General features: G+C 63.1%; 10 protein-coding genes and 3 tRNA genes. 9 read left to right on the top strand and 4 right to left on the bottom strand.

Features of this window, described 5'->3' with window-relative positions; translation table 11 throughout:
• Nucleotides 1-98 precede the first annotated feature (98 nt).
• Both efp and earP read right to left on the bottom strand, forming a co-directional pair.
• Nucleotides 99-656, bottom strand: coding sequence for an elongation factor P (gene efp / locus QCE83_RS09625; protein ID WP_309809113.1), 558 nt, complete (start codon nucleotides 654-656; stop codon nucleotides 99-101).
• A gap of 286 nt (nucleotides 657-942) precedes the next feature.
• Nucleotides 943-2,115 (bottom strand): elongation factor P maturation arginine rhamnosyltransferase EarP, encoded by a 1,173-nt coding sequence (gene earP / locus QCE83_RS09620; RefSeq protein ID WP_309809111.1) that lies wholly within the window; start codon nucleotides 2,113-2,115, stop codon nucleotides 943-945.
• 1,182 nt (nucleotides 2,116-3,297) lie between these two features.
• Here earP and ltrA point away from each other — a divergent pair.
• The 7 genes from ltrA (at nucleotide 3,298) to QCE83_RS09585 (ending at nucleotide 9,295) form a co-directional block, all read left to right on the top strand.
• On the top strand, nucleotides 3,298-4,995 hold the full coding sequence (gene ltrA, locus QCE83_RS09615) for a group II intron reverse transcriptase/maturase (RefSeq protein ID WP_309809108.1): 1,698 nt from the start codon (nucleotides 3,298-3,300) through the stop codon (nucleotides 4,993-4,995).
• 190 nt (nucleotides 4,996-5,185) lie between these two features.
• Nucleotides 5,186-7,303, top strand: coding sequence for an excinuclease ABC subunit UvrC (uvrC, locus tag QCE83_RS09610; protein WP_309809106.1), 2,118 nt, complete (start codon nucleotides 5,186-5,188; stop codon nucleotides 7,301-7,303).
• Nucleotides 7,304-7,444: 141 nt separating this feature from the next.
• Nucleotides 7,445-8,041 (top strand): CDP-diacylglycerol--glycerol-3-phosphate 3-phosphatidyltransferase, encoded by a 597-nt coding sequence (gene pgsA, locus QCE83_RS09605; RefSeq protein ID WP_309809103.1) that lies wholly within the window; start codon nucleotides 7,445-7,447, stop codon nucleotides 8,039-8,041.
• A gap of 216 nt (nucleotides 8,042-8,257) precedes the next feature.
• Nucleotides 8,258-8,333, top strand: a tRNA-Gly gene (locus QCE83_RS09600).
• 94 nt (nucleotides 8,334-8,427) lie between these two features.
• A tRNA-Gly gene (locus QCE83_RS09595) sits at nucleotides 8,428-8,503 on the top strand.
• A gap of 75 nt (nucleotides 8,504-8,578) precedes the next feature.
• Nucleotides 8,579-8,652, top strand: a tRNA-Cys gene (locus QCE83_RS09590).
• 142 nt (nucleotides 8,653-8,794) lie between these two features.
• Nucleotides 8,795-9,295 carry a GNAT family N-acetyltransferase gene (locus QCE83_RS09585; RefSeq protein WP_309809101.1) on the top strand — a complete coding sequence of 167 codons (501 nt, stop codon included), beginning with the start codon at nucleotides 8,795-8,797 and terminating at the stop codon, nucleotides 9,293-9,295.
• Here QCE83_RS09585 and QCE83_RS09580 read toward each other — a convergent pair.
• Together QCE83_RS09580 and QCE83_RS09575 are read right to left on the bottom strand one after the other, a co-directional pair.
• Entirely contained in the window at nucleotides 9,290-10,177 is an 888-nt protein-coding gene (locus QCE83_RS09580) for a cytochrome c oxidase assembly protein (protein ID WP_309809099.1), read from the bottom strand. The two genes, QCE83_RS09585 and QCE83_RS09580, sit on opposite strands and share 6 nt — an antisense overlap.
• Nucleotides 10,178-10,179: 2 nt before the next feature.
• On the bottom strand, nucleotides 10,180-10,797 hold the full coding sequence (locus QCE83_RS09575; RefSeq protein WP_309809097.1) for an SCO family protein: 618 nt from the start codon (nucleotides 10,795-10,797) through the stop codon (nucleotides 10,180-10,182).
• A 275-nt stretch (nucleotides 10,798-11,072) separates the two neighbouring features.
• Here QCE83_RS09575 and otsB point away from each other — a divergent pair, with 275 nt between their 5' ends.
• Together otsB and otsA are read left to right on the top strand one after the other, a co-directional pair.
• The gene (gene otsB / locus QCE83_RS09570; RefSeq protein ID WP_309809095.1) at nucleotides 11,073-11,825 is read left to right on the top strand and encodes a trehalose-phosphatase; all 753 of its coding nucleotides are present in this window, start codon (nucleotides 11,073-11,075) and stop codon (nucleotides 11,823-11,825) included.
• The gene (gene otsA, locus QCE83_RS09565; protein WP_309809092.1) at nucleotides 11,822-13,213 is read left to right on the top strand and encodes an alpha,alpha-trehalose-phosphate synthase (UDP-forming); all 1,392 of its coding nucleotides are present in this window, start codon (nucleotides 11,822-11,824) and stop codon (nucleotides 13,211-13,213) included. Before otsB ends, otsA begins: the two co-directional genes overlap by 4 nt.
• Nucleotides 13,214-13,232 lie beyond the last annotated feature (19 nt).

Raw genomic sequence — 13,232 nt, 5'->3', positions numbered from 1 at the left:
TTCATGCAAAAGAAAAAGCGCCCGTGGAAGGGCGCTTGTTCAGGGAGCCGTCGCGGAGGGTTGCTGCGTGCGAGGCTCCGGCGGGTGCAGTGCGACGCTTAAGCGCGGCTGCGGTACTCGTTCGTACGCGTGTCGATTTCGATCTTGTCGCCGATATTGCAGAACAGCGGCACTTGCAGTTCGAAACCGGTGTTCAGCTTGGCGGTCTTCAGCACCTTGCCCGACGACGTATCGCCCTTCACGGCCGGTTCCGTGTAGATGATTTCGCGCACAAGCGTGGTGGGCAGTTCGACCGAGATGGCCTTCTCGTTGTAGAACACGACTTCGCAGGCCATGCCGTCTTCGAGGTAGTTGAGCGCGTCGCCCATCATTTCGGCTTCGACTTCGAACTGGTTGTAGTCGGCGTCCATGAAGACGTACATCGGGTCGGCGAAGTAGGAGTAGGTCACTTCCTTGCGGTCCAGCAGCACGACGTCGAACTTGTCGTCCGCCTTATAGACGGTTTCCATGCCGGAGTTCGTCAGCAGGTTCTTGAACTTCATCTTCACGACCGCAGCGTTGCGGCCCGACTTGTTGTACTCGGCGCGCTGCACCACCATGGCATCGCTGCCGATCATGACGACGTTGCCGACGCGGAGTTCTTGTGCGGTCTTCATAAAACTGGGTCCTGTACGAATGGATAGGGCTATATGCCTGGATGATTCGATCCGGCAGCGGCGCGGTGCCGCCACGCGTGAATGCGTTCTAACGAGGAAGGCTGTCGTCAGGGCTCTGGCCGTCGCTGCTGACTGCGGTGGGGATTCCCGTGCGCTGCAAAGAACCTACAACCGCTTGCTTCCTCGGATAACCGCTTATTTTAACTGAGTTTTTGCCCGTTGGGCCAGTCGGATGACGCGCGTGAAGGAGGCAGCGCGAGGCAGAGCGCGGGCGGCGGCAAAACCCTCACCCGCGAGGCAGGCGCGCCAGCACATGCGCGACGAGATTGCCCGCCAAGTCGCCGATGCCCGCAAGTTCACGGGACCAGCTTGTGGCACGCGCCTCCAGCGCCCGGCGATGACGCCAGAAATCGGCCCAGTCCGGCGTGCCCGCGCCGTTCCACGCGTGCCAGAAGCGTTCTGTCGAAGCCCGCGCCGATGCGTCGAGCGCCTGCGTGTAGTGGGCGAGGGCGGCATCGAGCTTGGGGAGATGGGCGTCGTCGGCTTGCGGATAGATGTGCCACACGAAAGGCTTGCAGGCCCATTGGGCCCGCACGAACGAATCCTCGCCGCGCACGAAGTTGATGTCGGCGGCCCACAGCAAGGCGTCAAAACGCGGCTGCTCGACGAATCCCAGCGCATGCGCCCGCAATGCGCCAGCACGCGCCGTCGTGCCCGCCGTGAACCGCGGCACGTCGAAGAAGCGCGCCAAGGCGCCAGAGATGCGTCCTTCTGGCACGAGCAGCACGACCGGTTGGGCGCCGTCGCGCCACTGCGCGAGCAGGCTGTCTACGGCAGGGTTCTCGTAAGCGAACAGGGAGATGACAGTGCTGTCGGCGCCCGGCGGCTCGTCATGCACGTGTTCGCGCCACCAGGCGGGCGCATCGAAGGCCAGGCGTTGCGCGTCGAGATCGCGTTCCTTCAGTACGCCGCCCGTGCCTGCGCCGAGGCCGGGAAAAAAGAACGTCTTTTCGAGCGGATAACGCGGATGCGGCGAAGGCCGCGTGTGAAAGTCCGCGACCCAGTCCTCGCCGCTCAGATACTCCAGATTCACCCAGACCGGCTGGCGCTCGCGCCGCGCCATCGCGGCGACATAGGCGGGCGGCAGTTCGCACGCGAACGCCTCGATCACGACGTCCGCGATGTCGAGCCTGTCGCCGGCATGCGCGGGATCGTGCCAGTGTTCGATCACGACGCCCATCGCTTCCTGCCGCGCCAGCGTGGCGTCGACCGCCGGACAGAGCGCGTGGAAGACTTTCAGATCGTCGACGAAGAGCCGCACGCGCCAGCCGTATTCCGTTTGCAGCTGCCGCGCGAGCCGCCAGCAGACGCCGATGTCGCCGAAATTGTCGATGACCGCGCAAAAGATGTCGCAGGCGAGTTCCGGGGTGGCGGACGGCGTGGGCGGCTGCTCGGACATGGGACGTTGGCGCGCGGCGTAATGTTCTAAACTGGCGATTCTAGTGCGACACGCACGCTCGTGTCCGGGTAGCCCCAACGTAAGGGGCATCGACTAGCGACAAAGGAGGCGTCTGTATGAGCCTAACCGGTCGCGAAGGTATCACGTGGAGCATCGGGAAGGGGCGTGAGTCCCTCGACGCAACTGCTCAGAAGCGGGGTATCTCTTTTAGCGAAGCGAGAGCCGGTAGAGGTTTGCCGGGTCTCGTTCATACGAGTCTCGGTAGAGCACATTCTCCGAGAGCTCGCACTGCATTGACCTGATTACCGTCAGGTTCCGCCCCGTCCGCGGCTTCACCTCCGCCGAAAGGGTGGAGTGATGTATGTAATTCCTGCGCCTTCAACGGCAATGGATTCGCGAACCGATACGAGCGAAAGCTCGGTGTGTCATTGTTTGGCCTCGTCAGTTGTACGACGAGGATAGTGAACCTGCTGTACGACCAGCAGTAGCCTAGGAAGACATGCGTCACTGGCAACGGTGGGGTGTGAAGCTCTTCTGACAATGTAGCCTCCGGAGGTTTCGGGCAGGCCCTTCCCGCGAGGGATCGGTCTGGACACTCCTAGCAGCAAAGGGGTCGAGGAGCTAGGCTGGCTGATAGGGTTAACGTATGTGAACTGCTGATAAACCTCGTTACCAGTGAGGAGCCAAAGCTGCTTGAACATCGGGCTCTAACCAAAAGGTACGTGGCTGGTTAGTCCACTTAGAATTTGGGCTACGTCGTTGTTAAGCCACCGGGGGATAGGCAGAACCTACGTCAGTCGTGTGACATGCCGGGAACGTGGTAAGCCTGTATGGTTGCCAGCTGTCTTTTGGCTGGCAGGCGAACCGTAAGGGACGCTGTTGATTGTGCAGGTATGGGAGGACGGAAAAAGCGAATGTCAGGCTGTAATGGCCCGGATAGGGGTTGAGACATCATCCCACGCGAAAGCGGGCAGACTTCCGTCTGGTCTACCGTCGCAAGGCGGCTGACTACCCTCTGTAACTTGGTTAGGTACGGGTGCATGCGCCCGTACTGAGGTGTTTGTCCGAGATAGGGGCGTACGCGCTCCTATTGAGGTGTCTGTTGTTCCCCAGAGGGGTGTGTCTGCCCCTCTGGGGAGATGCGCCTTCTGCCTGGGGACTTTTTCCAAGTAGGAGAGCAGCATGAAAGTATCAGGTCGAAAGACCGGATCTGCGCTTTCCCACGCGCCTGTCAACTGGAATGCCGTTAATTGGCGGAAAGTTGAGCGGAACGTGAGAGGGATGCAGATTCGAATTGCGAAGGCGACGCGGGAAGGTGACTGGCGCAGGGTGAAAGCCTTGCAACGGATGCTGACTCGCATGTTGTCCGCAAAGTTGTACGCGGTACGACGTGTTACGCAGAACCAGGGTGCGCGAACGGCTGGAGTCGATCGCGAACTGTGGGACTCGCCTGAGCGCCGGTGGGAAGCCATCGGCAGGTTGAAGCGGCGTGGATATAAGCCTTTGCCATTACGGAGAGTCTTTATTCCCAAAGCCAATGGAAAGGAGCGTCCTTTGGGCATTCCGACCATGCGGGACAGGGCGATGCAAGCCTTGTATCTGCTGGCCTTGGAGCCGGTAGCAGAGTCGACGAGCGACCCGAACTCGTATGGGTTCCGGCTCAATCGTTCAACGGCTGATGCTATGGGCCAGGTACGCGCTTGTACGTCCCGGAAGGATTCGTCCCGATGGGTACTGGAAGCGGATATCAAAGGCTGCTTTGACCACATCAACCACGACTGGCTGGAAAACCATGTCCCCATGGACAGGGAAATCCTCCGGAAGTGGTTGAAGGCTGGCCTGATTTACAAGGGGCAGCTACAGGCGACTGAGGCCGGTACGCCGCAGGGAGGCATCATCTCCCCGACGCTGGCCAACGTGACGCTGAACGGGCTGGAGCGTGAACTGATTGCGCACCTCGGTGCGAAATTCGGGATCGCAAAGGCAAAGAAGCTGAAAGTGAATGTGGTGCGATACGCGGATGACTTCGTGATCACCGGCGACTCGAAAGAGATTCTGGAAAACGAGGTCAGGCCTTGGGTGGAAGCATTCCTTGCTGTACGAGGCTTGCACCTGTCAGAGGCGAAAACGCGGATCACCCACATTGACGAAGGCTTCGATTTCCTTGGGTGGAATTTCCGGAAGTACTCGGGAAAGCTGCTCATCAAGCCGAGCAAGAAAAACGCGCAAGCGTTTTATCGCAAGGTGGCGGAAACGATCAGCGGCAACAAAACGGTAAAGCAGGAGGATCTAGTCCAACTGCTGAACCCGATGTTGCGCGGATGGGCGCAGTATCACCGTCCGGTCTCGGCCAAGCAGACGTACAGCCGGATGGAGCATCTGATTTTTCGGAAGCTCTGGCGGTGGTCGAAGCGGAGGCATCCGCAGAAGAGCGCTGTATGGGTGAAGCAGAAGTACTTTCACTCTGTTGGTGCCCGGAATTGGGTGTTTGCCGTTCGCACGGAGCGCGAGGACGGCAGTTGGGGGCTGAATGAGCTGTACCAGCTTAGCGGTACAGCTATCAAACGGCACACGAGGATCAAAGGCGAGTTCAATCCTTTCGATCCTAAGTGGGAGCAGTATGGCGAGACATTGCGGCAAGGGCGCATGTGGGAACAGATGCGCTACCGGAAGCAGTGGGCCGCGCTATATCTGTCACAAAGCGGGCTATGCGCGCATTGTGGCTGTGCCTTGACGGACGAAACAGGTTGGCACGACCATCATCTGGAATATCGGATGCATGGTGGCACCGACGCCTTGTCCAACCGGGCGCTGCTTCACCCGCACTGCCACCGGCAAGTGCATGCTGGAAGACTAGTTGTAACTAAGCCGGTTCTGTAGTAGACAGGACTTTGTTTGTAGATTTGAGCCGTATGCGGGGAAACTCGCACGTACGGTTCTCGGGGGGCCCGGCTTTCGCAAGAAAGTCGGGCTACCCGACAAATAACGACCGCGGCCCTGGCGCCCGCGCGCGCCTCCCCATCCAGGCTTCGCGCCGCGCCTCGCGCGGGACACTCGCGACTTTCGCTGCATGACTGACTCCGCCGCACACGAATCCGCTTCCGACGCGGAGTTCGACCCGAAGAAGACCCTTGCGCAACTGCCCCATTTGCCGGGCGTATACCGCTACTACGACGGCGGCGGCAACGTGCTGTACGTCGGCAAGGCGCGCAATCTGAAGAAGCGCGTGTCGAGCTATTTCACGAAGACGCTGCATTCGCCGCGCATCGCGATGATGGTGACGCGCATCCGCAAGATCGAAACCACCGTCACGCGTTCCGAAGCCGAAGCGCTGCTGCTCGAGAACAACCTGATCAAGGCGCTCGCGCCGCGCTACAACATCCTGTTTCGCGACGACAAGTCGTATCCGTTTCTCAAGCTCACCGGCCACACGTTCCCGCGCATGGCGTACTACCGCGGCGCGGTCGACAAGAAGAACCAGTATTTCGGGCCGTTTCCGAGCGCGTGGGCGGTGCGCGAAAGCATCCAGATCCTGCAGCGCGTGTTCCAGCTGCGGACCTGCGAGGACTCGGTGTTCAGCAACCGCACGCGGCCGTGCCTGCTGCATCAGATCGGACGCTGCACCGCGCCGTGCACCGGACTCATCAGCGAGGAGGATTACGCGCGCGACGTCGCCAATGCGTCGCGCTTCCTGCTCGGACGGCAGGGCGAGGTGATGAAGGAACTCGAGCAGAAGATGCACGCCTTCGCCGCCGATCTCAAGTTCGAGCAGGCCGCGGCGGTGCGCAACCAGATGAGCTCGCTGTCGACGGTGCTGCATCAGCAGGCGATCGAAGTGGGCGGCGAGAGCGATGTCGATATCCTCGCGGTGGTCGCGCTGGGCGGCAAGGTATGCGTGAATCTCGCGATGGTGCGCGGCGGCCGGCATCTCGGCGACAAGGCGTACTTTCCGACGCATGTTGAAAGCGCGTTGTCGCTGGGCGATGAGGATGAGTTGCCGGAATTGCCGGAACTGCTCGAAGACGCAACGGTTGCGGAGGACGCTGAACCTGCTGCTGCGCCGGTTGTAGCGGCCGTGACGGAGCTCCAAGCAGATGCCGCCGCCGCTGAGAACGAAGCCGACCCGCAACCCCGCGAAAACGCCCTTGAAGCCGAAGTGCTGGAAGCATTCATGGCGCAGCACTACATCGGCAATCGCGTGCCGCCTGTACTCGTCGTGAGTCACGCGCCGTCGAGCCGCGATCTCGTCGATCTGCTGATCGAGCAGGCCGGCCACAAGGTCACGCTGCTGCGCCAGCCGCAAGGGCAGAAGCGCGTATGGCTCTCGATGGCCGAGCAGAACGCGCGGCTCGCGCTCGCGCGGCTGCTGTCGGAGCAGGGCTCGCAGCAGGCGCGCACCCGCGCGCTCGCCGATACGCTCGGCATGGAGATGGACGACCTCGCGCAACTGCGGGTGGAGTGCTTCGACATCAGCCATACGATGGGCGAAGCCACGCAGGCATCATGTGTCGTGTTCCATCATCACAAGATGCAGTCGGGCGAGTATCGCCGCTACAACATCACCGGCATCACGCCCGGCGACGACTACGCCGCGATGCGCCAGGTGCTCACACGCCGCTACGAGAAGTTGGTCGCGCAGGCGGCCGCCAACGCCACCGACGAAGCCGCCACCCTGCAGCCCGGCGATGCTGCCGATCCCACCGTCACACCCGATGGCGCCGAGCCGGTCGCCGCGGGCGGCACACTGCCGACCATCGTGCTGATCGACGGCGGCAAGGGGCAGGTGGAAATCGCCAGGCAGGTGTTCTCGGAACTCGGGCTCGATCACGGCATGCTGGTCGGCGTCGCGAAGGGAGAAGGGCGCAAGGTCGGACTGGAGACGCTCATCTTCGCCGACGGCCGCCCCGCACTCGAACTCGGCAAGGAAAGCGCCGCGCTGATGCTGGTCGCGCAGATCCGCGACGAGGCTCACCGCTTCGCGATCACCGGCATGCGGGCCAAGCGCGCGAAAGCCCGTCAGACGTCGCGGCTGGAAGAGCTCGAAGGCGTCGGCGCGAAACGGCGTCAACGGCTCTTGTCGCGCTTCGGCGGATTGCGCGGCGTGCAGGCGGCAAGCGTCGAGGACCTGGCCAGTGTCGAAGGCATCTCGCTTGCGCTAGCACAGCAGATATACCGTCAGTTGCATTGAACCGGCACCGGCGCGCCCCGCGACAGCAAGCCCGTCGCGGGGCGCGCCGGCCCGGGTCGCTGCCGGGCCGCTGCCTTGTGAGCGCGGGAGCGACGCGGCACAATGGCGGCTCCCTTACATGTCCTTCACTCGCCTGCGCCCATGCCGTTCAATCTACCGATCTTTCTGACATGGCTGCGGATCGTGCTGATTCCGCTCGTCGTGGGCGTGTTCTATCTGCCGGACATGATGATGAGCCCGGAGCACCGCAACCTGCTCGGCATGCTGATCTTCGTGCTCGCCGCGCTCACCGACTGGTTCGACGGCTTCCTCGCACGCAAGCTCAACCAGACCTCGGCGTTCGGCGCGTTCCTCGATCCCGTCGCCGACAAGCTGATGGTGACCGCCGCCTTGCTCGTCCTGGTGCAGCTGGCGCGGCTCAATGCGGTGATCGCGCTGGTGATCGTCGGACGCGAGATCACCATCTCGGCGCTGCGCGAATGGATGGCGCAGATCGGCGCATCGAAGAGCGTCGCGGTGAATCAGCTCGGCAAGTTCAAGACCGTGTGCCAGATGGTCGCCATCCCGATGCTGCTGTTCTACGGCCCGCTCAGGATCACCGGCACGCAGTGGATGATCGACACGCGCGTGTGGGGGCTGTGGCTCATCGACGTCGCCGCCGTGCTCACGGTCTGGTCGATGCTCTACTACATGAAGCTCGCGTGGCCGCAGATTCGCGAACGGGGCGGCATGCTGTGATGCGTCCGTCGCGCAAAGGCTCAGATGCGGCTCAGATGCGGCTCAGATGCGGCTCAGATTCGTGCGCGCGGAAAATTGCGTCGAAACGGAAAATTCCTCTCACAAAACTGTTGACAGGCTTCTTTAGCTTCTACATAATCTCGTTTCTCTGATGCACGGCACGACGCAAACCAGCGAAGTGCGGTAAAAACGTGCAGCAGGAGCGGCAGTAAAAATGCGGGAGTAGCTCAGTTGGTAGAGCGCAACCTTGCCAAGGTTGAGGTCGCGAGTTCGAGACTCGTCTCCCGCTCCAGATCAGAAAGTTTTCGGTGTGGTCAGCGTTGAAGCACAGTGCGCGTGACGCCGGAAGCAGCGGTACAAGTGACACAGCAGCATCGCAGGACATTGCGGGAGTAGCTCAGTTGGTAGAGCGCAACCTTGCCAAGGTTGAGGTCGCGAGTTCGAGACTCGTCTCCCGCTCCAATCAAAGGGGAAGCCAAGCTTCCCTTTTTGTTTGGTGAAGAAGCCGGCGTATGACCGGCAGCCGGAACCGCATACGGCGCGGTAGCAAAGCGGTTATGCAGCGGCCTGCAAAGCCGTTTAGACCGGTTCGACTCCGGTCCGCGCCTCCACTCGAAAAGCCCTGATCCGTCAGGGCTTTTTCTTTTTGCCCGCAGTTCTCGCGTATCAGCCTTCGCGCATGACCGCGTTACGCTTTATTCGCGGCCAGGCGTAGCGCGGCATAATCGCGATACTCCTCGCATCCGGAATCCCATGACCGACCGACTCTCTTCACTCGAATGGCGCTGGAAGGCCTTCGACGACCTCTCGACCGCCGAGGTCTACGACATGCTCGCGGCGCGCAGCGCGGTGTTCGTCGTCGAGCAGAACTGCGTGTATGGCGACATCGACGGTCTCGATATCGATGCGTGGCACCTGCTGGCCTATGGCGCCGGCGAGAACGGCCAGCGTCCCGCGCTCGCGGGTTATCTGCGGGTGTTGCTGCCGGGAACGCCGGACGACAGCGAGAAAGACGTGCGCATCGGCCGCGTGCTGACCACGGCCAAGTTCCGCGGTCTCAAGCTCGGTAACGCGATGCTCGAACGCGCGCTCAAGCACATCCTCGCGCAATGGCCGGACGAGCCCATCAGCCTGCACGCGCAGGCGCATCTCCAGCGCTTCTATGGCGCGTTCGGCTTCGTGTCGTCGTCGGGGATTCACGACGAGGACGGCATTCCGCACGTCTGGATGCGCCGCCCCGGCTTCGGCTCATGACGCGACCGCGTCTGCCTTGACCTTGGCGCCGCCGGGCGCGGCATCCACGCCGCGCCCTTTCTCCTTTCTCAGGCGTGTGCGCGCCGAGAGCCGCATCCAGTGACGCAGCGCGATCAGCGCGCCGATCACGCTCATCATCGAACCCGGGATCCACAGCAGAAGGCCGCCGATCTGCTGGTCGCGCATCGGCGTGATCCACGTGAATGCGCGGCCGCAGATCGAATAGATCGGATAGAGCTCGTGCGGCGTGAAGAAGATGTACGCGCCCAGGATGATCTGCGGGGGAATCGCGGCGATCACGATCAGGATCCGTCTGCCGGGCGCGAGACGCGCGGGCGGGGCCGGACGCGGATCGAGCACCAGCCACCAGAACAGCAGACCATCGATGACCATGCTCCAGTTCATCACGCGATAGAGCCGGGCATCCAGCATCGCCTTGAAGTGGATCGGCGAGAGCAGCCAGAAGTAGATCAGCCCGACGAACAGCACGACCGCCACCACCGGATTGAACACGACGGCGAAGAAACCGCGCGCCACCTTGCTCTGCGCCGCCGGGCGCAGCCAGCGCCGGCGCCACGCGAACGGAATGCCCGCGCGCAGCGCCGCGCCGGGATACGACAGTGCAATGAAGAACGGCCCGAGATGATGCAGCACCAGATGCTGCAGCCGATGCATGAAGAACTCGTGCTCGAAGAAGTAATCGAGCCGCGTATGCAGCGCCACGTAGAGCGCGCCCAGGCCGAACCAGAACGCGATGCGCCGCGCCAGCGTCACGCGCGCATGCCGCGCGCCGCGCGCGAACAGGATGCCGGCGACGAGCACCGCGATCACGACCGTCGGCGACGGCTCCCAGGGGTCGAGCCAGTAGAGCAGGGTATGCATGGTCAGGAAGCCTTCGCGTCGATCACGCGTTTCAGATCGGTCGCGATGGCGTCCGCGGAATCCTGCTCGGTGGCGAGCAGTCGCGCGTGGCCTGCGGCGTCGAAGATGTAGACGGCGGAGCTGTGCGTGACCTCGTACGCGCCGTCCGGTGCGCGCTTTTCCATCTGATACGCCACGCGATAACGCTGCGCGACCCGCTCGATGGCGCGGTCCGTGCCGGTGAGGCCGACGGCATGCTTGTCGTCGAAGGCGCGCACATACGAGCGCAGCAGTGCGGGCGTGTCGCGCGCGGGATCGACGGAAATGAACACGATGCGCGCCTTGTCCGCGTCCGGACCGACGCGCTCCAGCACCTGCATCAGCCGCGCCATGGTTTCCGGGCAGACATCCGGACAATGCGTGTAGCCGAAGTAGACCAGCGTGGTCCGGCCCGCGAAGGACTCGCCGGTGACGGGCCGGCCGCCGTCATCGACGAGCGAGAAGTCCAGGTCGGGCAGATGGCCCGATACATCGGTCAGATGCCAGGGTTCGGCGGGCTTCGAGCAGGCGGCGAGCGCGCACAGGGTCAAAACGGCGACGATGAAGCGCCGGACAAGAAAGGCTGGGAACGAAGCGTGCATCGGGATTCGTCTTGCAGGATGATTCGAGGACAACGTCGCAAAATACACGCCTTTTGCTTGATGACCGGCAAAACATCGCGTCGCCCCGGCTTTTTCGAGACGATTTGCCGCACGTTTCAAGCACGTTTAAAGCGCGCTGAAAGACCCTGCGCCGGCATTTGTAAGATAACGGCCTGCTCGCCCGAAAGCCCTCAGGCGGTAAGATGCCCACACTTCGCGCATGTCTGGCGGCGTCTGTCCAGGGTGTCGCCAGCCAAACACCAGGCCCAAGATCGATGCAAATTCTCCCTGATTCCCTCTCGCTCGCCGAGACCGCCTTTTTCTTCGATTTCGACGGCACGCTGGTCGAACTCGCCTCCACGCCGGACGGCATTTTCGTGCCGCGTTCGGTGCCCGACATCCTCGCGGCGCTCAGGCGCGCGACCAACGGCGCGGTGGCGGTCGTGTCGGGGCGCGGCATCGACAATATCGATTCCTTCCTGCACATGCCTGACCTGCCCGTCGCGGGCATGCACGGCGCGGAACGGCGCGACGCCAACGGCGACCTGCAGCGCATCGGCTTCAACGACGAACGCCTGCTGCGCATGGAACACGAGCTGGAGAAGGTCGTGAGCGCGAACCCCGGCATGCTGCTCGAGATCAAGGGCGCGGCGCTCGCATTGCACTATCGCAATGCGGCCGAACGCGAACCCGCCGCGCGCGCCGCGACCGAGCGTCTCGTGCAGCAATACGCCGACGCCTACGTGCTGCAACCGGGCAAGATGGTCTACGAGATCAAGCCGAAGGATGTCGACAAGGGCCGCGCCGTGCGCGCGTTCCTGGCCGAGCCGCCGTTCACCGGACGCCGGCCCGTGTTCATCGGCGACGATCTCACCGACGAGAAAGGCTTCGCGGTGGTCAACGAGTTCGATGGCCTCTCGGTCAAGGTCGGTCCCGGCGATACCGTTGCGCGGGCGCGCATCGAGTCGGTCGAACTGCTGCTCGACTGGCTGCAGGTCATCTCGGGCACGGCGGGGAAGCACGCGTGAGCCGGCTCATCATCGTGTCGAACCGGGTGGCGCCGATCTCCGAAGGCGGCCCGGCGGCGGGCGGCCTGGCGGTCGGCGTGTACGACGCGCTCAAGGAAACCGGCGGCATGTGGTTCGGCTGGAGCGGCGACGTGCTGTCTTCACCCACGGACGCCCCGCCCGGTATCAAGCTCGAGGAACACGGACCGGTGACGTTCGCGACCATCGGTCTGTCGCGGCGCGACTACGATCAGTACTACCGCGGCTTTTCCAACGCGACGTTATGGCCGGCGTTCCACTATCGGCCCGACCTGATCGAGTTCGACCGCAACGAATTCGACGGCTATTGCCGCGTCAACCGCTGGCTTGCCGCGCAGCTCGCGCCGCTGCTCAAGCCCGACGACGTCATCTGGGTCCACGACTACCACCTGATTCCGTTCGCTCAGGCATTGCGGGCGCATGGCGTGACGAACCGCATCGGCTTCTTCCTGCACATTCCGTTTCCGGCGCCGCAGATCCTGCTTGCCGTGCCGCGGCATGGCGAGCTGATGGAAGCGCTATGCGCGTTCGATCTGCTCGGCTTCCAGACCGAGCCCGATCTGCAGGCGTTCTGCGAATACATCGTGACGGAGGCGGGCGGCGCGGTCACGCGCAACGCCACGCAGCCCGCCGTCATTCGCGCGTTCGGGCAGAGCTTGCGCGCGGCGGCGTATCCGATCGGCGTCTATCCCGATGAAATCGCCGCGCTGGCGAAAGACGGCGAAAGCGGGCGCGATGTTGAGATCGTCAAGGCAACGCTGCATCATCGCAAGCTCGTGATGAGCGTCGACCGGCTGGACTATTCGAAGGGTCTGGTCGAGCGGTTTCGCGCGTTCGAACGCCTGGTCGAACACGATCCGCATCAGCGCAATAACGTGTCGTTCCTGCAGATCGCGCCGCCGACGCGCTCGGACGTCGACGCCTATCGCGACATCCGCCTGCAACTGGAAGCGGAGTCGGGCCGCATCAACGGGCGCTACGCCGAGCTCGACTGGACCCCGATCCGCTACATCCATCGGCAATACGAGCGGCCGGTGCTCGCCGCGCTGTTCCGCGAGGCGCACGTCGGCCTCGTCACGCCCTTGCGCGACGGCATGAATCTGGTGGCGAAGGAGTATGTGTCGGCGCAGGATCCGGACGATCCCGGCGTGCTGGTGCTGTCGCAGTTCGCGGGCGCGGCGCGCGAACTGACGGCCGCGCTGATCGTGAATCCGCTCGACATCGACGGCATGGCCGAAGCACTCGCCACGGCGCTCAAGATGCCGCTGGCCGAGCGCCGCGCGCGCTACAACGAGATGATGCAGCAGCTGCGCGACAACAACGTCTCGGTCTGGCGCGACAACTTCCTGCGCGACCTCAACGCGGGCTGAGGCCCGCTGGGGCGGGACA

This window comes from Caballeronia sp. LZ034LL, from assembly GCF_031451215.1.
Taxonomy (GTDB): domain Bacteria; phylum Pseudomonadota; class Gammaproteobacteria; order Burkholderiales; family Burkholderiaceae; genus Caballeronia.
Note: the sequence above shows the minus strand (reverse complement) of the source record. Positions and strands in the feature narration are given on the sequence as shown.